Here is a 20,230-nt window from a genome sequence, read left to right on the forward strand (position 1 = left end):
AATGGACAGTTTTGCGTCTGCTCGGCAGTCGGCGGCGAGTCGGTACGCTCGGATCATGTTTGCTTTCCGGCCCAGCCTGCCCGGTCTTCCCGGCCCTGATGAGTTGCGTGCCCTTGTCCGCAAGGTCGACACCGCGCGTCACCACGGCGTACCCAACGGCTGCGTACTGGAACTCGACCTGCAGGCCGTGCCGCCGGAGACCGCCGGCTTCGACCCGATCGCCTTCGTCACGGGCAACGCGCGGCCGCTCGTGCTGCGCGACGCCGTGGCCGCCATCCACCGCGCGGCCGACGACAAGCGCGTCGCCGGGCTGATCGCCCGCGTCCAATTACCTGCTGCCGCAGCGGGTCCGGTGCAGGAGCTGCGCGACGCCATCGCCGCGTTCAGCGCCGTCAAGCCGTCCATCGCCTGGGCCGAGACCTATCCGGGCACCATGTCGTACTACCTGGCCTCGGCGTTCCGGGAAGTGTGGATGCAGCCGTCGGGCACCGTCGGTCTGGTGGGTTTCGCGACCAATGCGCTGTTCCTGCGCGACGCCTTCGACAAGGCCGGTATCGAGGCGCAGTTCGTGGCGCGCGGCGAGTACAAGTCGGCGGCCAACATGTTCACGCAGGACCGCTACACCGAGCCACACCGCGAGGCCGACGGCCGGCTCATCGAGAGCCTGCACGCCCAGGTGCTGACCGCCATCGCCGAATCCCGCGGCGTCGACGCCGACGAACTCGACGCCCTGGTCGACCGGGCGCCGCTGCTGCGCGACGACGCGGTCGCGGCCAAGCTGGTGGATCGCATCGGTTTCCGCGACGAGGCGTATGCCCGGGTCGGCGAATTGGCCGGGGGCGCAGCGGAAGCCGACGGCAAGGACGCGCCGCCGCGGCTGTTCCTGTCCCGGTACGCCAAGGCCACCGCGGGGCACACGCTGCCCGAGGTGCCGCCGCTGCCGGGCATCAAGCACAAGCCGACCATCGCCGTCGTCACCATGGCCGGGCCCATCGTCAGTGGCCGCGGCGGCCCGAGCGCCTTCCCGCCGGGACCGTCGAGCGTCGGTGGCGACACCATCGCCGCCGCCCTGCGGGAAGCCGCTGCGGACGACGACGTCGCGGCCGTCGTGCTCCGCGTGGACAGCCCGGGAGGTGCGGTCACGGGTTCGGAGACCATCTGGCGCGAGGTGGCGCGGCTGCGCGAGGCGGGCAAGCCGGTCGTCGCGTCGATGGGCGCGGTCGCCGCATCGGGCGGCTACTACGTGTCGATGGCGGCCGACCACATCGTCGCCAACGCCGGCACCATCACCGGATCCATCGGCGTGGTGACGGGCAAGCTCGTCACCAGGGGCCTCAAGGAACGGCTCGGTGTCGGCTCGGATGCCGTGCGTACCAACGAGAATGCCGATGCCTGGTCGGCGAACCAGCCGTTCACCGAAGCGCAGCACGCGCACGTGGTGGCCGAGGCCGACCTCTTCTACACCGACTTCGTCGAGCGCGTCGCCGACGGCCGCAACCTGCCGGTCGAGGCCGTCGAGCAGGTGGCCCGCGGCCGCATCTGGACCGGTGCCGACGCACTGGAACGCGGCCTGGTCGACGAACTCGGTGGGCTGCGGACCGCCGTCCGCCGGGCCAAGGTGCTGGCCGGCCTTGATCCCGACGCGACCGCCAAGGTCGTCAACTACCCGGGCTCGTCGCTGCTCGATCACGTCCGGCCCAAGGCCTCCTCGCAACCGGCGGCCGCGTCATTGCCGGAAGCGGTGGCGGCCTTGCTCGGTCGGTCACTGGTCGGTGCCCTCGGCCAGGCCGAGCGGTCGATGACCGGGGTCAGCGCGCTCTGGCTGGGGGATTACCGCTTCTAGTGACTCAGCCGAGTGTGCCGCTGATGTAGATGATTTCGCGCATCGGGTCGTCGTCGCCGAGGACCGTTGCCGTCAGGCCGTGCCGGGCATGCAGATCCACCCGGCCGATGCCGGTCGTCTGCCAGCCCTTGGCCGCCAGATAGTCTGCGGCCGAGTGCCTTTCGCCGTGGTAGACCAGCGACGGCATATCCATGTTCAAGCCGAGCTGCTGGAATCCCGCGGCGGCCTCGCGCGCCTTGTCGGCGTCGAAAGCCTTGAGGCCCGGCACGAATTCGGTGGCCACGGCGCTGCCGGGGGCACTGAGCTCGTGAATGTTGTCGAACAGCTTGTCCTGGGCCTCCGGCGGCAGGTAGATGAGCAGGCCTTCGGCCAACCACGCCGTCGGCCGGCTCGGGTCGAAGCCCGCCGCCCGCAGCGCCGCCGGCCAATCCTCACGCAGATCGATGGGGACGGTCCGGCGTTCGGCCGTCGGCTCGGCGCCGAGGCCGGCCAGGGTCCGGGTCTTGAACTCGATGACCTCGGGCTGGTCGATCTCGTAGACCACCGTGCCCTCGGGCCACGCCAGCCGGTAGGCGCGCGCGTCCAGCCCGGAGGCCAGGATCACCGCCTGCCGGATTTCCGAGGACGCGGCGACCCCCGCCGAATCGCCGCCTACGGCGGCCATGAAGTAGTCGTCGAAAAACCTTGTGCGCACGGCCATTTCGTCGATGTTGGCGCGCGCCCGCGCCGCCGCATCCGGGGCGACGGCGTCGAGGACGGCCAGGTCCAGTTCGCCGTCGACCATCTTGGTGAACGCCTCGATCCCGACGGCACGCACCAGCGGCGCCGCGAACGGATCGTCGATCAAACCGTGTTCGTGGGTGCTGGCGATCGCCCGCCCCGTCGCGACCAGCGTGGCCGTCGCGCCCACGCTCGAGGCCAGGTCCCAGCTGTCTCCGTGTGTCCGGGCCATCGCGGTCAAGCCTTCCGGTTCAGGACTGCGCGGACGTATTTCAGCTGGGTCCAGGCCCGGGACAGTTCGTCGTCCGGGTACTGGAAACCGTTGTCGGCGTGTGCCTCTTCGACCGACCGCGCGGTGACGTCCCAGCCGAGGCTCGTCAGGTAATCGGTGACGTGGTTGCGGTCGCCCTCGTAGATGAGGTCGGCCATCTCGATGTTCGAACCGAGGGCCTTCATCCGGTCGCGCATCTGCTGCATGCGCTCGTCGTCGAACGCGGAGCTCAGATCGCCGACCTGCTCGGTGGCCACGAAGCTGCCGGGCGCCGACAGTGCGGTGATGTTGTCGAACAGCCGGTCCTGGGCCTCCGGTGGCAGGTAGATGAGCAGCCCTTCGGCGATCCACGCGGTGGGCGCCTCGGGGTCGAAACCGTTGTCCCGCAGCGCCTGCATCCAGTCGTCGCGCAGGTCGACGGCGACGGTGCGCCGGGTCGCGGTGGGGGCGGCGCCGAGGCTCGCGAGCGTCGTCGACTTGAACTCAATGACCTCGGGCTGGTCCACCTCGAAGACGACGGTGCCCTCGGGCCACGGCAGCCGGTAGGCGCGCGCGTCCAGACCGGCGGCCAGGATCACGGCCTGCCGTACGCCGGTGGCGGCCGCGTCGAGGAACAGCTGGTCAAACCAGCGGGTGCGGACCGTCATCCCTTCGGCCGCGCGTCGCGGGGTGAAGGCCGGGTTGACGTCGCTCAGGTCGATCTCGCCGTCGAGCGCCTTGGTGAAGAAGTCCAGCCCGACGGCCCGCACCAGCGGCTCGGCGTACGGGTCGTCGATCAGCTGCTCGCGGTGGGCGATGGCACGCTGCCCCGCGACCATGGTCGCGGTGGCCCCGACGCTCGAGGCCAGGTCCCAGGAATCTCCGTCAGTTCGTGTCATGTGGGTCCAACTCCTAGTTCTTGATGGCCGTCACGGACAGTGAATTACGCAGTGCCGCCGTGTCTTCGGTCTCGGCGAGGGGACGGCCGTACTCGGCGAAAACTTCAAGGCGAGGGCGGGCCGTGGTATTCCAGCCACTGGCATCGAGGTGCTCGACCACCGAGGTGCGCTCGCCCTGGTACCAGAGGTCGGTCAGGTTGAGGTCGAGGCCCGCGCCGCGCCACCGCTCGCTCATGGCCGCGCCGCGCTCACGCATGCCGGCGCCGTGGTCGGTGTGGAATTCGGTGGCCAGGCGACTGCCGGGCGCCGACAGCGCGGTGATGTTGTCGAACAGCTTGTCCTGCGCCTCGGGCGGCAGATAGATCAGCAGCCCCTCGGCGATCCAGGCCGTCGGCGCCGCAGGGTCGAACCCGGTGGCGCGCAGCGCGGCCGGCCAGTCCTCGCGCAGGTCGATCGCGACGGTGCGGCGTTCGCACGTCGGTGTGGCGCCGATCTGCGCCATGGTCCCGGTCTTGGCGGCGATCACCTCGGGCTGGTCGATCTCGTAGACGACGGTGCCGGCCGGCCAGTCCAGCCGGTAGGCGCGCGAGTCGAGGCCCGCCGCCAGGATGACGGCCTGCCGGATGCCGGCAGCGGTGGCGGAAGTGAAGAAGTCGTCGAAGAACTTCGTCCGGACCGCCATCAGGTTGGTCATCATGGCGGCGGCCGTCCCGACCTCACCGGTGAGATCGATCTGCCCGTCGAGCAGCTTGATGAAGAACTCGACCCCGACGGCCCGCACCAGCGGGTCGGCGTACGGATCGCGGATGAGCGGCTCCGCTTCCTTCGTCGCCAGGGCGCGGGCGGTCGCCACCATCGTGGCGGTGGCGCCCACGCTCGAGGCCAGATCCCAGGTGTCGCTGTCGGTGCGGGTCATCGGGTTGGTCCTGTCCGTCGGTAGGGATAGATGAGGATCAGCGCACTGCGGTGACGTAGTTGACCTCGCCCATGGAGGGCTGGCCGTTCGGGTCGGCCTCGACGGCCGGCAGGCCGTTGCGGACCAGCAGTTCGTTGGAGGTGACGGCGGTGGTCTGCCAGCCGTGACCCTGCAGGTAGGTGTCCACGTCGGCGCGGTCGCCGAGGTAGACCAGATCGCTGAAGTCGAGATCGAAGCCTTGATCGCGCCAGTGCTCCGATGCGGCCTTCATGCGCTCGCGCACGGCGTCCTCGTCGAGGTCCGGCGTGGCCGGCACGCCTTCGGCGCCCATGCGGCTACCGGGAGCGGACAGTTCGGAAATCTGGTCGAGCAACCGGTCCTGCGCTTCGGGCGGCAGGTAGCCGAACAGTCCCTCGGCGATCCACGCGGTGGGCTTGGTGGGGTCCAGACCGGCGGCGCGCAGTGCGGCCGGCCAGTCCTCGCGCAGGTCGATCGCCACCGTGCGCCGTTCGGTGGTCGGTGCCGCGTCCAGATCCGACAGGGTCTTGGACTTGAACTCGATGACGTCGGGCTGGTCGATCTCGTAGACGACGGTGCCCGCCGGCCACACCAGGCGGTAGGCGCGCGAGTCGAGGCCCGCCGCCAGGATGACGGCCTGCCGGATACCGGCCTTGCCGGCGTCCCGGAAGAAGTCGTCGAAGAATCGGGTGCGCGCCGCCATGCCGTTGGTCAGCTGCGCCATGGTCGGGCCGTAGCCGGCGCTGGACTGGTCGGGATCGGCGGCGCCGTCGACCAGCTTGGTGAAGAACTCGACCCCGACGGCGCGGACCAGGGGAGCGGCGAACGGGTCGTCGATGATCGGGTCTTCGGAATTGGTGGCGAGAGCGCGGGCCGCGGCGACCAGAGTCGCGGTCGCTCCTACGCTCGATGCCAGGTCCCACGTGTCGTTGTCAGTGCGTGCCATCGCGTCGTTCCTGTCGTCGGTCACCCGGTGAACGGGTCGGTAGTTAGCTCATGTAACAACCTGTCGGCGACTGTACGCGCCGTTCCTGAACGCGGCAGAAATGCCGGGTGGCGGCACGTTTCGAGGTGTCCGGGCTGGGTAGGAAGGGTCCGGCGCCGAGCGGATGCAGGTCGCGGGGACCGCAACTGTTATTCTCGGAGACTGATTTGACGGCGCGTCCAGGCAGGTCGGGTACCTGCTGTGGTCGCGCACGGAATTAACCAAACGCTGGACCTGACCAGCCCCATCAGCACGCCGCGGCCCGAGCTCGGCTGCGCAGGAGGAAGAGTGCTTTCGGCTTTTATCTCGTCCCTGCGGACGGCCGATCTGCGACGCAAGATCCTCTTCACGCTGGGTGTAGTCGTCCTGTATCGGGCCGGTGCCGCGTTGCCGTCCCCCGGGGTGAACTACCCGAACGTGCAGAAGTGCATCGAGCAGGTCAGCGGCGGTGACGCTGCGCAGGTCTACTCGCTGATCAACCTGTTCTCCGGCGGTGCGCTGCTGCACCTGTCGGTGCTGGCGGTCGGCGTCATGCCCTACATCACCGCGAGCATCATCGTGCAGCTGCTGGTCGTGGTCATCCCGCGCTTCGAGCAGCTGCAGAAGGAAGGCCAGGCCGGCCAGGCCAAGATGACGCAGTACACGCGTTATCTCGCGATCGCGCTGGCGGTTCTGCAGGGCACCTCGATCGTCGCGATGGCCGCCAGCGGCAACCTGCTGCAGGGCTGCACCCTGAACATCATCCAGGACCAGAGCATCTTCACCCTCGTCGTGATCGTGCTGGTCATGACCGCGGGCGCCGCCCTGGTCATGTGGATGGGCGAGCTCGTGACCGAGCGCGGCATCGGCAACGGCATGTCGCTGATGATCTTCGCCGGCATCGCCGCCCGCATCCCGTCCGAAGGCCAGTCCATCCTGGAGAGCCGCGGCGGCGTCGTGTTCGCCTCCGTCGTGGCCGCAACGCTGATCATCATCGTCGGTGTCGTCTTCGTCGAGCAGGGCCAGCGCCGTATCCCGGTGCAGTACGCCAAGCGCATGGTGGGCCGCCGGATGTACGGCGGTACCTCGACCTACCTGCCCCTGAAGGTCAACCAGGCCGGCGTCATCCCCGTCATCTTCGCGTCGTCGCTGATCTACATCCCGCACCTGATCACCCAGCTGGTCACCGCCGGCGACCCGAACGCGTCCAACGGCTGGTGGTCCAAGGCTGTCGCCAAGTACCTGACCAACCCGGCCGACCCGGTCTACATCGCGATCTACTTCGGTCTGATCATCTTCTTCACGTACTTCTACGTGTCCATCACGTTCAACCCCGATGAGCGGGCGGACGAGATGAAGAAGTTCGGTGGCTTCATCCCGGGCATCCGGCCGGGCAAGCCGACGGCGGACTACCTGCGGTACGTCCTGAGCCGGATCACCCTGCCGGGCTCGATTTACCTCGGTTTGATCGCGGTATTGCCTAATCTGTTCCTGCAGAGCGGCGGCAGCAGCGCGCAGAACCTGCCATTCGGTGGCACGGCCGTGCTGATCATGATCGGCGTGGGTCTGGACACGGTGAAGCAAATCGAGAGCCAGCTGATGCAGCGCAACTACGAAGGGTTCCTCAAATGAGAATGGTTCTGCTGGGACCGCCGGGAGCAGGTAAGGGCACTCAGGCCGAGAAGCTGGCCGAGAAGTTCGGCATCCCGCAGATCTCCACGGGTGATCTGTTTCGTAGCAACATCAGCAAGGGCACCCCGCTCGGTGTCGAGGCCAAGAAGTACCTCGACGCCGGCGACCTGGTCCCGGCCGAGCTGACCAACGCGCTGGTCGACGACCGTCTCGACGCCGACGACACTGCCGACGGGTTCATCCTCGACGGCTTCCCCCGCTCGGTCGAGCAGGCCGTCGCGCTCAAGGAGATGCTGGCCAAGCGCAACCTGAAGCTGGACGCCGTGCTGGAGTTCCGCGTGTCGGAGTCCGAGCTGCTGACCCGGTTGAAGAGCCGCGGCCGCGCCGACGACACCGAAGAGGTCATCCTCAACCGTATGAAGGTGTACCGGGACGAGACCGCCCCGCTGCTGGACTACTACCGGGACGAACTCGTCTCGGTCGACGCCGTCGGCAGCCTGGACGAGGTCTTCGCCCGCGCCCTGCAGGCGCTCGGCAGCTGAATCCGCCGATCCGGCTGAAGTAGTCATCGATGATTGGTCTTCCCCGACGCGGCCGCAAGGTCGTCCCGCAGCGGACACCCGGCGAACTGGACGCGATGGCGGCTGCCGGTTCGCTGGTGGCGGCAGCGCTGAAAGCGGTTCGTGACGCCGCCGCGCCCGGGATGTCCACTCTCGAGCTGGACCAGATCGCCGAGTCCGTCATCCGCGATGGTGGCGGCATCCCGTCGTTCCTGGGCTATCACGGCTTCCCGGCGACCATCTGCGCGTCGGTCAACGACCGCGTGGTGCACGGGATTCCGACTGCCGACGAGGTGCTCGTCAGCGGTGACCTGGTCTCGATCGACTGCGGCGCCATTCTGGACAACTGGCACGGCGACTCGGCCGTGACGTTCGGTGTCGGTCCGCTGATCGACGCCGACCAGAAGCTGTCCGACGCCACCCGCGAGTCCATGGAGGCCGGCATCGCCGCCATGGTCCCCGGTAACCGGCTGACCGACGTCTCGCACGCCATCGAGCGGGGGACCCACGCGGCGTCCGCCCGTTACGACCGCAAGTTCGGCATCGTCGCAGGCTACGGCGGGCACGGCATCGGTCAAGAGATGCACATGGACCCGTTCCTGCCCAACGAGGGATCTCCTGGCCGGGGCCCGTTCCTCGAGCCCGGTTCGGTGCTGGCCATCGAGCCGATGCTGACGTTGGGTACCTCGAAGACGGTCATTCTCGAAGACGAGTGGACAGTTGTCACCAAGGACGGCTCGCGTGCCGCACACTGGGAACACACCGTTGCTGTCACCGAGGACGGACCCCGAATCTTGACGCTGCTACGCGACTGATCCGGTGAACCGGATCGCCCCTGATCTCGTGTCAATGACGGAGGTTGGTGCATGAGCGATCCGGAGGCCGCCATGATGCGGGTGCTTTACGACGAGCACGCAGGCGCCCTTTGGCGCTATGCCCTGCGTCTGACACAGGACTCGGCGCGTGCCGAGGACGTGGTGCAGGAGACGTTGCTGCGGGCGTGGCGCCACCCCGACGTCGTGTCCGACGCCAACCAGTCCCCGCGGGCCTGGCTCTACACCGTCGCGCGCAACCTCATCATCGATGAGCAGCGCAGTGCTCGGCGCCGGCACGAAACCACGTCGTCGGAGGTCGTGGAGGCCGAGGACCGGACGGACCCGGCCGCCACCAACGAGGTGGATACCGCCCTGGATCGGATGTTGCTCGGGGGTGCCCTGAGCCAGCTCTCCGTCGACCATCGCGCCGTGATCGAGCGCGCGTACTACCGGCAGTTGAGCGTCGCCCAGATCGCGGCGGAGCTTCAGATCGCCGAGGGCACGGTGAAATCGAGGCTGCATTATGCGGTCCGGGCGCTGCGCCTGAATCTGCAGGAAATGGGGGTTACCCGGTGAGCATGCACATTGTCGAACCTCTCGGACCCTTTGACGGCGACCGGTACGCAACCTGGGACGCCGCGTACGTGCTGGGTTCGCTGTCCAGCGCCGAACGCCGTGAGTACGAAGCGCACCTACAGACCTGCTCCCGGTGCCGCGACGCGGTCGGTGAGCTCAGCGGTATGCCGGCCCTGTTGGGTCTACTGGATTTGGCCGACGTGCAGGAGATCGGCGCCGAGCAGCCCGAACCGCCGTTGCGGCCCGAGGTGCTCGACTCGATACTGGCCAAGGTGCGCTGGCGCCGGCGCCGGACCCGCTGGGTGACGACGGCGGTGGCCGGCCTGGCCGCGGCGGTACTGGCCGTCGGTGCGGTGGCCGTCGTCCGGCCCGAGTTCTTCGGCGGGGGCCAGAGCCAGGAGCAGGTCGCGCAGCTGCCCATGGAGCACGTGGCACCCACACCGTTCAACGCCACCATCGCGCTGAGCAGCTTCGGCTGGGGCACGCGGATCGACATGGCCTGCAGCTACGGCGACTGGTCCAGCGGACCTGCCGCGCCACCGACCAATCTGGGTATGGTGGTGGTGGGCCGCGATGGCAGCCGTAACCAGATCGCCACGTGGTTCGGCATGTCCGGTGCCACCGCGTTGCCGAGTGGTAACACGCCGATGCAGGTTTCGGAAATTGCTGCGGTACAACTGGTTTCCGCCGACAGCGGCAAGGTTTTGCTGGAGCGCAATCTCTAAAAATTTCCACCGGCGTTGAACCATTCGCCCATCCGCCTCGTGTCTGTGGTTAGACGAGCGGAAGCAGGTGGCAGATGGTCAGCAGGCATCGGGTGGTGGACCACATCATCACGCAACTTGCGGCGTCGGGCGTCGAGTATTTCTTCGGTGTCGACGGGGCCAATATCGAGGACCTGTTCGACGCGGCGTTCCTCGCGGACAACGTCACCGCGATCCTGGCCAAGCATGAGTTCTCCGCGGCCACCATGGCCGACGGCTACAGCCGTGCGGTGTCCCGGATCGGGGTGGTGGCCGCGACGTCGGGCGGCGGATCGCTGAATCTTGTTGCGGGACTGGGTGAATCACTGGCCAGCCGAGTGCCGGTGCTGGCTCTGGTGGGGCAGGCGCCGACCGGCATGGACGGCCGCGGCAGCTTCCAGGACACCAGTGGCCGGTCCGGATCGCTGGACGCGGTGGCGTTGTTCTCGGCGGTGTCGGTGTACTGCCGTCGCGTGACGGAGCCGGAGGACATCGTGCCGGCGCTGGCGGAGGCGCTGACCGCGGCGGCCGGTGGTGGCCCGGCGGTACTGCTGCTGCCGAAGGACGTCCAGGAGGCGATGATCGATGTGGTCAATCCGGTTGCTGCTGTGCAGGATTCGTTGCTGGCAGACCCGGGTCCCATCGCCGAGGTGCTGCGCCGGGCGCTGGGGCCGGTCACGATCATCGCCGGCGAGCAGGTGGCCCGCGACGACGCCCGCCGTGAGCTCGAGGAATTGCGCTCGGTGCTGCGGGCCTGGGTCGCCACGGTGCCTGACGGCAAGGACGTCAGCGGCTCACCCGGGCTGGGGCAGTCGTCATGGCTGGGCGTCACCGGCGTGATGGGCCATCCGCGGGTCGTCGACGCGATCTCCCGCAGCGCGGTGTGTCTGGTGATCGGGACGCGCCTGGCGGTGACGGCGCGCGCCGGCCTCGACAGCGCGCTGGCCGGGGTGCAGACGGTCTCGCTCGGCGCGGAACGTCCGTATGTGCCGAGCACACACGTGAATTCGACCAACCTGCGGGCATCGCTGACGGCGCTGACCCGATCGTTGACCGGAGCCGGCCGGCCCCACGGGCTACGGGTCCTCGACCCGCTGCCGCACACCGAACTTCAGCCGCCGCCGCACGACGGCCCCGGCATCCGGTACCGCGACACCGTCGCCCTGCTCGACGAACTGCTGCCCGACGGCGCCGACATCGTCGTCGACGCCGGCAACACCGGTGCCTCGACGGTGCACGGGCTGCCGGTGCGCCGGTCCGGCCGCTTCGTGGTGGCGCTCGGGATGGGCGGCATGGGATACAGCTTCGGCGCCGGCATCGGCATGTGCTTCGCGCGGGCGAAAACCGCTGGGCCGCAATACCGGACCGTGGTGGTGGCCGGCGACGGCTCGTTCTTCATGCACGGCATGGAGCTGCACACGGCGTTGGAGTACCGGCTCCCGATCACCTTCGTGTTGTTCAACAACAACGCCCACGCCATGTGCGTCACCCGCGAACAGTTGTTCTACGGCGACCGCTACAGCTACAACCGCTTCACCCCGGCCCGGCTGGGCGCCGGCCTGGCCGCGATGTTCCCCGGCCTGCACGCGACGGACGTCACCGAGCTGCCGCAGCTGGCCGGCGCGCTGAGCGAAGCGCTCAGCCGGCACGGGCCATCGGTCGTCAGCGTCGAATGCTCCGCCGACGAAATCCCCACGTTCGCACCATTTCTCGATACCGCCACACAACAGACGCAGAAAGAGAGCTCCCAGCATGTCGCTGCCCGCGCTTGAAGACATCGCCCTACCCATCGACGGCGTGACCCGCATCGAGAACGCGCCGCGGGAAAAGGCCACGCCCATCATCATGGAGATGATGCGGTCGGTATACCCGCACGACGTCGTCTTCGGTGGCTACTGCACCGTCAACGACTACATCGACTGCCCGCCGGAGGAACTGTTCGAGTACCTGGCGGACACCCGCAGCCTCGAGGAGTGGACCTACAGTCTGCGCGGATTCACCGAGACCGAGGAACCGGGCCTCTGGCTGGCCTACGACCGGCTGGGCTCGGAGACCGAAATCTACACGCGCACAGTGGCGAACCGCGAGGCGATGACCGTCGACTACCACTGTGCCTGGGACCAGGGCCGGCACCTCTGGATGATCTACCTGATGCGCGTCGTCGACGCCCAGGTCGTGCTCAACAAGCCGGGTTCGGTGGTGCTGTGGACCAACTGCCACCACCCGTTCTACGACAACAACCCCTACCCGGAGACCGCGCCCGCACAGCGACCCGTGTGGGTCGGGGACTTCTGGGACATGTTCGGGGCGGGACACCGCCTGGAATTGGACAACCTCAAGGCGATTGCCGAATACCGGCACCGCAACGGTCTGCCGATCACCCCGGCCTGGATGAAGTGAGCGACGCATGAGCCAACCAGCTGTCAGCCTTCTTGACGTCTCGACCTATCTTCCGGGCGAGCCGATCAGCGCCGACTACTACGCGCAGTACGCCGATTCCGACGACCTGCGGGACAACCTGATGTTCCGGGCGCCGAAGTTCCGCCACCACGTGGCACCCGACGAGACGGCCATCGACATGGTCGAGCGGGCGGCGGCGGGCCTCGTCGACCGGCACGGCTCCGACGCCCTCGCCGACGTCGACATCCTGATCACCCACACCCAGTTGCCCGACATGCCGTTCTACGGCGGCGGTGGCGGTATGGCCAATCGGCTTGGCATGAAGCCGAACTGGGTGATCGACCTGCACAACGGCGGGTGCGCGGCCTTCATCCTGGGCCTCAAGCTGGCCAAGCAGTTGATCGCCTCCGGGGAGGGGCGTACCGCGTTGGTGGCGGTGGCGCAGAACGCGGCGGGCCAGGTCTTCGACCAGGTCACCATTCGACCCAAGGCGCAGGCGTCGGTACCCGGTGACGGTGCCGCGGTGGGACTCGTTGCGGCCTCTGATGTTTCGCCGATCCTCGACGTCGAATGCCGCACCTACGGCGAATACGCCGGTGACATGACGATGTCGGTCGACCCGCCGCGCAAATGGTGGCAGGCCGGGCCCGGCGAGGGCTGCATCGGCTTCACCGAGAGCAAGATCACCAAAGTGCTGGCCCGGGGCAACCGTCAGGTGCCCGAGGTGGCGTACGCGGTGTGCGACCGGATCGGGCTGGCGCCCAAGGACATCGGCCTGCTGGTCACCAATCAGCCGAACCGCGTGTTCCTGCGGAACTGGCGCGAGGCCCTGGAACTGCCCGAGTCGAAGCACCGCGACACGTTCGACGAGTGCGGCAACCTGTTCGCCGCCGGCGTGCCCGTCAACCTGGACCGGGCGATCACCGACGGACAGGTCGGCGAGGGTGACGTCGTGATGATGGCGGCCTTCGCGCACGCCGGTGACTTCGCCGGTGCGGCCGCCGTGCGCTGGGGCGGACAGCGATGACGCCCACGTGCGCGTTGGCCGATGCGGTCGGTTCGCTACCCGCCGCGGACGACCCGCTGGCGTTGGCGCTCAACGAGAATCCGTTCCCGCCACTGCCTGCGGTGCGGGCCGCGCTCACCGCGTCGATCGGTGTGGTGAACCGGTATCCGGAGTTCCTGCCGCAGCGGCTGCGGTCGCTGATCGCCGGACACGTCGGCGTCGCCGATGACCAGGTGCTCGTCGGTGCGGGCGCCACGGGCGTCATCCTGCAGGTGCTGCAGGCCGTCACGCACCCCGGCGATGTGCTGGTGACGGCGTCACCGACCTTCGACGGCTACCCGATCTTCGCGCAGATGGCGCGACTGCGGTCGGTGACCGTGCCGCTGGACCGGCACGGTCACCATGACCTCGACGCCATGGCGGCGGCCGCGGCGCGGGCCCGCGTGGTGGTGATCTGCCGTCCGCACAACCCGACCGGGACGGTCGAGTCGGCCGCCGACCTGTACCGGTTCCTGGACCGGGTGCCGTCGGGCACCGTCGTCCTGCTGGACGAGGCGTACGTCGAATTCCTGGCCCCCGAGCTGTGCCTGGACATCCCGTCGCTCGTGGTGCGGTATCCCAATCTGGTTGTGGTGCGCACCTTTTCGAAGGCCTACGGACTGGCCGGCCTGCGCATCGGCTACGGCGTGTGTGCGCCGTCGCTCGCCCGCGACCTGTGGGGTATGCAGCTGCCGTTCGGGATCGGGATCACCGGCCTGGTGGCCGTCGCCGCGTCCTACGATGCGGAAGATCAACTGCGGCAACGTATCCGGATGATCGCCTCGGAAGGGGCGTTTCTGCGGGCACGGCTGCGCTCGATGGGCGTGTACTGCACCGACAGTCACGCCAACTTCGTCTATCTGCCGAGCGGGGCGCGGGCCTGGGAGTTCGGCGACGACGGCCCGCGGGTGCGCAGCTACGCCGACGGCGGCGTCCGGATCACCGTCGGGGACCGCAGGTCGTCGCGCGCGGTGCTGGCGGCCATCCGTAAGGCGGTGGACGGGACGGGCGTCGGGGCCTGACTGCATCGGCCGAGGGGTCCGGTGCGGTATGAATGAGCGGTGAGCAGTGACCCCATCGCCCGGGCCCGGGCCAACTGGGAGCGGGCCGGCTGGGGCGACGTCGCCGACGGCATGGTCGCGGTGACGTCGGTGATGCGGGCCCACCAGATTCTGCTGGCGCGCGTGGAGACTGCGCTGCGGCCCTATGACCTGAGCTTTTCCCGCTACGAATTGCTGCGGCTGCTGGCGTTCAGCGGTAGTGGCGCGCTGCCGATCACCAAGGCGTCCGACCGGCTGCAGGTGCACGTCACGAGCGTCACCCATGCCATCCGGCGGCTCGAGGCCGATGGTCTCGTCGAGCGGGTGCCGCACCCCACCGACGGGCGGACCACCCTGGTGCGGTTGACCGAGGTGGGCCGCTCGACGGTCGAGGACGCCACGGTGACCCTCAACAAGGAGGTGTTCGCTGACGTCGGGATGTCCGACGAACAGTCCGCGGCGCTGGTCGATGCGATCGAGACCCTGCGCCGCACCGCCGGCGACTTCTGACCGGCTCAGCGCCGCAGCGGATTCCGCGATTCGATCAGGGGCCGCAGCGATTCGGCGAACATCGGTTTGGCGAAGTAGTAGCCCTGGCCGATATCGCACCCGTACGCCGAGAGCTGCTCGGCGGTCGCGGCGTCTTCGACTCCTTCGGCGACGCTCGCGATGTTCAGGGCGTGGGTCAGGTTGATCACCGATCGAACGATGGCGGCGGCGCGGGGATTGTGCGTCATCGGCAGCACGAACTCGCGGTCGAGTTTGAGTTCATCGACCGGCAGGTCGCGCAGGTAACTCGTGGTCGAGTAGCCGGACCCGAAGTCGTCGATCGACACCCGCAGACCCGACTTCCGGAGCCGATCGATGACCACCTCCGTCCGGCTCATGTTCGACAGCAGCATCTGCTCGGTGATCTCCACGGTGAGGGCGCTCGGTGGCAGTGAGTGCTCGGCGAGGATGGTCCCTATGCGATCGGCCAGATCGACGTCGGTCAGCGACTGCGCGAAGAGGTTGATGGCGACCGGCACATTGCGATATCCCGTCCCGAACCAGGTCGAGGCGTCCAGGACCGCTTGCTTGAGCACCGTGTCGGTAACCGAGCCGATCAGGCCGTTACGCCGGATCAACGGCAGAAACTCGGACGGGGTCAGCAGGCCGAGCTCGGGATGGGGCCAGCGGAGCAACGCCTCCACACCGACGATTTCGCCGGTGGCCAGCAGCACTTTGGGCTGATACACCAACTTCAACTCGGAGTCGCCGATGGCACGGCGCAGTTGCCCGAGCAGTTGCACACCGGCTTGGGCGGGCGGCTGGATCCGACCGCTGTCGCTCCACCGCTGCGGCAGGTCCAGCCGCGAGACCTGGCGCATGTCCGCGGAGAAGGTCTGTACGCCGCCGATGCCGGTCCGCTTGGCGGCGTACAGCGCGATGTCGGCCTGCTGCATCAGATCGTCAGCGGTGACGTCTGGTTCGTCGGCGGGGGTGATCGCCAACCCGACACTCGGGTGGATGAAGACCTTCTCGCTGTTGAGCGAGAACGGTGCGTCGAAGGCCTCGATGATCCGCTCGGCGATGGTGGTTGCCGCATTCGGTGCCGACCGGATGAGAACGGCGAATTCGTCGCCGCCGAGCCGGGCCACGGTGTGCTCGGCCGGCACCGTGTTCTTGAGCCGACTCGCGACGTCGATCAACAGCTCGTCGCCGCTCGGGTGCCCGAGGTTGTCGTTCACCATCTTGAAGTCGTCGAGGTCGAGTGCGAGCACGGCGATGGGAACCCGGTCGTCTCCACGTGACCGGATGGCCGCATCGAGGTGGTCGTTGAACATCAGCCGGTTGCCCAGCCCCGTCAACGGATCGCGCCGGGTCTGGTCGGCGAGGTCGAACAACAGCCGCCGATTCTGGATCAGCACGATCAGCTGCCGGACCAGTGCCGTCATCACGAGTACCGACGCGGCGATCAGTACCGGCTTGTCGTTGGTCACCGGCCAGAGGTCGATGAGCCCGACGACCACTGCGGCCACCATCGGCGAATAGGGGAGCCAGAGCAATGGATCGGCCAGGGCCTGCCGTTTCCGCCCCGTCGCCGACGGCGGTTTGCGCGCATCGATCAGCCCGCCGGCACTGAACAACACCAAGCCCGCGGCCCAGCCGACGACAGCCACCGGACTGGTCGAATTCGATTGGGCCAGAACGTATATCCAGATGCTATCGGCCACTGCGACGATGATCAGCCCCGTGCACACCAGGACGATGGCCTGGCGTTTGCCCGGTACCGTCGAACTGACCGTCAACACCGCCAGCGTGATCATGACGACGTCCGAGATCGGGAACGCGACCGACACCGCGGTCGCCAGCCAGCTGGAATGCGTGGATGCGAACAGCTCCTCCAGGATCAGCACCCAGCACACGAGGAACAGCGCGGAGGCGATGATGACGCCGTCCAGCACGGGGCGCAGTGCCGACATGCGGTCGGGCCGAACCTTCCCGGCGGACGCGACCACCACAGAGCAGGGCAGCAGCAGGAACGCGGCATCGGCCACCGACGGAAACGCGGGCGGCGAACCGAGCACGGCGTGGTGATAGAGCAGGATCAGGTTGCCGGCGACCCAGCCCGCCATCCCGATCGCGAGTGCCAGCCAGGCGCGCTGTCGCCGGCCTCGGTTGGCCCGGTAGGCGGCCACCGCGGCGAGGCAGGCAAGGCTGCTGAAGACCGTCAGCCCGATGTCGTTGGTGAGACGTGCCGCCAACGTGCCATGGTCACCGAAGATCACCAGATAGGCGAATGCAGCGAAGATGACTGCAGCAGCACCGATGACCGCATTTGTGTTGCCTGTGCGCACCTACACTCCCATGTCAACCACGATGGTTCGGTATTCCTCGGGCATTGTCAAAATTTGCCAAATCACAGCCGCGAGATACATGACGGATGATTTCTAGCAACGTCAGGCCGTTGTCATCAAGTCGTCGATGGCAGCGGGATGGTGGCGGTGACGATGGTGCCCGAGCCGGGCCGGGACCGGATATTCAGCCGGCCGCCGACGATCTCGGCGCGCTCGGCCATCGACAACAACCCGTAGCCACCCGTCTCGTCGGCGCCCAGCGGGCGCTCGAACGTGTCGAAACCGATGCCGTTGTCGATGATCTCGAGCCGGGCGTGCTCCGCGTCGGCCGTGAACTTCAGCAGCGCATTGCTGGCGTGGGCGTGCTTCACGACGTTCTGCAGGCACTCCTGCGCGATGCGGTACAGCGCCAGCTCGATGTGGTCGGGCAAGCGGACGTCGGTCAGCTCCACGTCGACGTCGAGCTGACCGATGGAGCGCGCGAGGCTGGCCAGCCCGCCGGCCAGCCCCAGATCGTCGAGGACCGGCGGGCGCAGGTTCCCGATGGCGGCGCGGGCCTCGCCGAGCGTCAGGTCCACCAGCTCCCGGGCCAGCGTCAGCTGCTCGGCCGCGACGGCGGTGTCGGTCCCGACCGCCCGGCTCGCCGCGTCGAGCCGGTACGACAGCGTCACCAGCCGCTGCGAGATACCGTCGTGGATATCGCCGGCCAGCCGGCGGCGCTCGATCTCCTGGGCCTCGATGACCTGCTCGACGAAGTTCTCATGGGCACGTTCGCGGGCGACGAGCTGGCGGTGCAACCGGGCCTGGTGCATGGCCCCGGCGATCAGCCGGCCGATGACCAGCAGCAGCTCCACGTCGCGGGCGGTGAATTCCCGGCGCTCGACGGTGTGCACGTTGAGCACGCCGACCAGTCCGCCCGGGTCGGTCTCCATCGGCACCGACACCATGGACGCGAAGTCACTGCCGCGCAGCGATTCGAACGGCCGGTAGCGCGGATCGGATTCCTTGTCGTGGCGGATCACGACGGGCTCGCGATTGCTGGCCACCCACCCGGAGACGCCCTCGCCCAGCGGCAGCCGGATTTTGCCGACCTCCTGGTCGAACGGCGGGGTGGCGCCCGTCAATGTCAGCGAGCGTTCGGTGTCGTCGAGCACGTGGACGAAGCAGACGTCGGTGCCGGTGGCCGCGGTGATCATCCGGGCGGCCGCCGCGGCCAGCGGCTCGACGCCGGGTCCGCTCGAGGCGGCCTGAATCAGCTCGCGCAGCAGGGCCAGCTCGCGGTCGGCGGTCAGCACCTCATTGCGCGGCGTCATCGGTAGATGCCCTCCCGCAGCGCGGTGGCCACGGCGCCGGCCCGGTCACTGACGTCGAGCTTGCGGTAGATGGACCGCAGGTGACTCTTGACGGTCTCCTCGCCGATCACCAGCCGGGTCGCGATACCGCGGTTGGACAGTCCGTCGACGACGAACGACAGGATTTCGCTCTCGCGCTGCGTCAGGCCCTGCCGGGCGCCGGGCCAGAACTCGTCGCGCTGCATGCGGGCGGCGGTATCGGCGGCCCGGGCGGCCATACTCGGGTCGATGGCCGTCGCCCCGCCGTGCACCAACTCGAGCTGACGGACCAGGTCGTCGCTGCTGATGCTCTTGAGCAGATAGCCCGCCGCCCCGACCCGCAGCGCCTGGTACAGGTACTGCTCGTCGTCGTACACCGACAGCATGACCACCTTGCGGTCCGGGGCACGTTCGCGCAGTTCACGGCACAGGTCCAGGCCGCTGGCGCCCTGCATCCGCACGTCGCACAGAACGATGTCGGGCTGCAGCTCGTCGACCACCGCGGCGGCGCGTTCGGCCCCGACGGCCTGGCCGACCACCCGCACCCGGTCGCTGAACGCGGCCAGCATGGCCTTGAGTCCCTCGATGACCATTTCGTGGTCGTCGACCAGGATCAGCCGTACCGGCGCAGCGGCGCCGGCTTCGGGCTCGGCGGTCATGCGCGATCCGCCTTCGGCTTCTCGCTGGTGCTCATGGCATCACCTTAGAGCGGCGATTCCGCGCTGGTCGGGAGGACCGGCTGTGGACCATCGGGAATGTTCATCCCGAATCTCGCCCGTCCAATCCCCCGTTGGGGGGAGGCCCCGCACATGTGACGTGGGACACCCTTGTACTCATGTCGGTGAGTTGTGTGGAGCGCACGTTCTGGTGGGATGTGGCACGCCCGGCCCATGCCGTGATCGACCCGCTGCGCGCGGTGATCTTCGACCTGGACGGTGCGCTGGCCGACGTCGAGCGCGACGCACACCGCGTGGCGTTCAACGCCGCCTTCGCCGAGCACGGGCTGGATATCTCCTGGTCGGTGGCCGAATATGGCCGGCTGGTCCGCATCGCCGACGAACAGCGCCGCGTCGCCTCGGCGCTGCGCCGACGTGGGTACGGACGGGTCAGCAACGAGATCGCCGCCCACGTGTACCGCACCAAGACCGACCTTTTCGAGACGTCTGTCCTCGACGGTGACGTCAGCCCGCGCGACGGCCTCGCCGACCTGGCGGCCGGCTTGTTCGGCGCCGGGGTGGCGGTGGCCGTCGTCAGCACCGGGAGCCGGTCCTGGGTGGAGCCGCTGGTCCGTCAGCTGCTGGGCGACGGCATCGCCGAGACCATCGTGACGCCCGATGATCTGCCGCGTCCGACCCGGGAACCGGATCTGCACGGCCACGCCCTGTGGGAGTTGGGGCTGGGACCGGAGAGCGCGCTGGCGGTGGCGGGCGGTGCCCGCGGTTTCCGCGCGGCACGGGCCGCCAAGCTGGCGACGCTGGTGGTCACCACCGGCTACTCGGCCGGCCACGAATTCCCCGGGGCGGTCCAGGTGCGCGCAGAGTACGACGGCCTGCTGGCCGCCGGATGCGAGCGCCTACACAAGAACTGGTGGTCAGCCCAGGGCTGACCACCAGTTCTTCACATCTTTTCAATTGTCGA

19 protein-coding genes are annotated in these 20,230 nt (G+C 68.4%); 12 read left to right on the forward strand and 7 right to left on the reverse strand.

Annotation, left to right across the window (positions count from 1 at the left end):
- Nucleotides 1-55 precede the first annotated feature (55 nt).
- Nucleotides 56-1,843: a signal peptide peptidase SppA gene (sppA, locus tag ACJH6J_RS05135; RefSeq protein WP_406803615.1), complete on the forward strand. Its 1,788-nt coding sequence runs from the start codon at nucleotides 56-58 to the stop codon at nucleotides 1,841-1,843.
- Nucleotides 1,844-1,847: 4 nt separating this feature from the next.
- Here the strand turns inward: sppA and ACJH6J_RS05140 are convergent, their stop codons facing one another.
- From ACJH6J_RS05140 to ACJH6J_RS05155, 4 genes are read right to left on the reverse strand one after another with little or no spacing between them, the layout of a single operon-like run.
- A complete protein-coding gene (locus tag ACJH6J_RS05140) occupies nucleotides 1,848-2,795 on the reverse strand; it encodes a class I SAM-dependent methyltransferase (protein WP_406776172.1) in 948 nt (315 codons plus the stop codon).
- Nucleotides 2,796-2,800: 5 nt separating this feature from the next.
- Nucleotides 2,801-3,712, reverse strand: a complete 912-nt coding sequence (locus tag ACJH6J_RS05145; RefSeq protein ID WP_406776173.1) for a class I SAM-dependent methyltransferase — start codon at nucleotides 3,710-3,712, stop codon at nucleotides 2,801-2,803.
- A 13-nt stretch (nucleotides 3,713-3,725) separates the two neighbouring features.
- Entirely contained in the window at nucleotides 3,726-4,628 is a 903-nt protein-coding gene (locus ACJH6J_RS05150) for a class I SAM-dependent methyltransferase (protein WP_406776174.1), read from the reverse strand.
- 37 nt (nucleotides 4,629-4,665) lie between these two features.
- A complete protein-coding gene (locus ACJH6J_RS05155) occupies nucleotides 4,666-5,592 on the reverse strand; it encodes a class I SAM-dependent methyltransferase (RefSeq protein ID WP_029105215.1) in 927 nt (308 codons plus the stop codon).
- A gap of 327 nt (nucleotides 5,593-5,919) precedes the next feature.
- On the opposite strand from ACJH6J_RS05155, the gene secY reads away from it, so the two are divergent.
- The 10 genes from secY (at nucleotide 5,920) to ACJH6J_RS05205 (ending at nucleotide 14,931) form a co-directional block, all read left to right on the forward strand.
- Entirely contained in the window at nucleotides 5,920-7,242 is a 1,323-nt protein-coding gene (gene secY / locus ACJH6J_RS05160; RefSeq protein WP_029105216.1) for a preprotein translocase subunit SecY, read from the forward strand.
- Nucleotides 7,239-7,784, forward strand: a complete 546-nt coding sequence (locus ACJH6J_RS05165) for an adenylate kinase (protein ID WP_318985765.1) — start codon at nucleotides 7,239-7,241, stop codon at nucleotides 7,782-7,784. Before secY ends, ACJH6J_RS05165 begins: the two co-directional genes overlap by 4 nt.
- Before the next feature lie 29 nt (nucleotides 7,785-7,813).
- The gene (map, locus tag ACJH6J_RS05170) at nucleotides 7,814-8,617 is read left to right on the forward strand and encodes a type I methionyl aminopeptidase (protein ID WP_406801912.1); all 804 of its coding nucleotides are present in this window, start codon (nucleotides 7,814-7,816) and stop codon (nucleotides 8,615-8,617) included.
- 51 nt (nucleotides 8,618-8,668) lie between these two features.
- Entirely contained in the window at nucleotides 8,669-9,193 is a 525-nt protein-coding gene (locus ACJH6J_RS05175; RefSeq protein ID WP_406801911.1) for a sigma-70 family RNA polymerase sigma factor, read from the forward strand.
- A gap of 2 nt (nucleotides 9,194-9,195) precedes the next feature.
- Nucleotides 9,196-9,918 (forward strand): zf-HC2 domain-containing protein, encoded by a 723-nt coding sequence (locus ACJH6J_RS05180; RefSeq protein ID WP_135356903.1) that lies wholly within the window; start codon nucleotides 9,196-9,198, stop codon nucleotides 9,916-9,918.
- Between the two features lie 74 nt (nucleotides 9,919-9,992).
- Nucleotides 9,993-11,708: a thiamine pyrophosphate-binding protein gene (locus tag ACJH6J_RS05185; protein WP_135356890.1), complete on the forward strand. Its 1,716-nt coding sequence runs from the start codon at nucleotides 9,993-9,995 to the stop codon at nucleotides 11,706-11,708.
- A complete protein-coding gene (locus tag ACJH6J_RS05190; RefSeq protein WP_061001782.1) occupies nucleotides 11,689-12,336 on the forward strand; it encodes a hypothetical protein in 648 nt (215 codons plus the stop codon). Before ACJH6J_RS05185 ends, ACJH6J_RS05190 begins: the two co-directional genes overlap by 20 nt.
- A gap of 7 nt (nucleotides 12,337-12,343) precedes the next feature.
- On the forward strand, nucleotides 12,344-13,363 hold the full coding sequence (locus ACJH6J_RS05195; RefSeq protein WP_135356891.1) for a 3-oxoacyl-ACP synthase III family protein: 1,020 nt from the start codon (nucleotides 12,344-12,346) through the stop codon (nucleotides 13,361-13,363).
- A complete protein-coding gene (locus ACJH6J_RS05200) occupies nucleotides 13,360-14,403 on the forward strand; it encodes a histidinol-phosphate transaminase (RefSeq protein ID WP_064858370.1) in 1,044 nt (347 codons plus the stop codon). The genes ACJH6J_RS05195 and ACJH6J_RS05200 overlap by 4 nt, the downstream gene beginning before the upstream one ends.
- A gap of 39 nt (nucleotides 14,404-14,442) precedes the next feature.
- The gene (locus ACJH6J_RS05205) at nucleotides 14,443-14,931 is read left to right on the forward strand and encodes a MarR family winged helix-turn-helix transcriptional regulator (protein ID WP_020101445.1); all 489 of its coding nucleotides are present in this window, start codon (nucleotides 14,443-14,445) and stop codon (nucleotides 14,929-14,931) included.
- 5 nt (nucleotides 14,932-14,936) lie between these two features.
- Here ACJH6J_RS05205 and ACJH6J_RS05210 read toward each other — a convergent pair whose 3' ends face one another.
- From ACJH6J_RS05210 to ACJH6J_RS05220, 3 genes are all read right to left on the reverse strand, one after another.
- Nucleotides 14,937-17,261, reverse strand: a complete 2,325-nt coding sequence (locus ACJH6J_RS05210; protein ID WP_064858369.1) for a bifunctional diguanylate cyclase/phosphodiesterase — start codon at nucleotides 17,259-17,261, stop codon at nucleotides 14,937-14,939.
- Between the two features lie 116 nt (nucleotides 17,262-17,377).
- A complete protein-coding gene (locus ACJH6J_RS05215; protein ID WP_061001779.1) occupies nucleotides 17,378-18,574 on the reverse strand; it encodes a GAF domain-containing sensor histidine kinase in 1,197 nt (398 codons plus the stop codon).
- Nucleotides 18,571-19,251, reverse strand: a complete 681-nt coding sequence (locus tag ACJH6J_RS05220) for a response regulator transcription factor (RefSeq protein WP_020101448.1) — start codon at nucleotides 19,249-19,251, stop codon at nucleotides 18,571-18,573. Before ACJH6J_RS05220 ends, ACJH6J_RS05215 begins: the two co-directional genes overlap by 4 nt.
- Nucleotides 19,252-19,427: 176 nt before the next feature.
- On the opposite strand from ACJH6J_RS05220, the gene ACJH6J_RS05225 reads away from it, so the two are divergent.
- Nucleotides 19,428-20,198 carry an HAD family hydrolase gene (locus tag ACJH6J_RS05225; protein ID WP_073696983.1) on the forward strand — a complete coding sequence of 257 codons (771 nt, stop codon included), beginning with the start codon at nucleotides 19,428-19,430 and terminating at the stop codon, nucleotides 20,196-20,198.
- The last annotated feature ends 32 nt before the right edge of the window (nucleotides 20,199-20,230 follow it).

The sequence above is a fragment of the Mycobacterium sp. SMC-18 genome (assembly GCF_045310895.1).
Lineage (GTDB): Bacteria > Actinomycetota > Actinomycetes > Mycobacteriales > Mycobacteriaceae > Mycobacterium.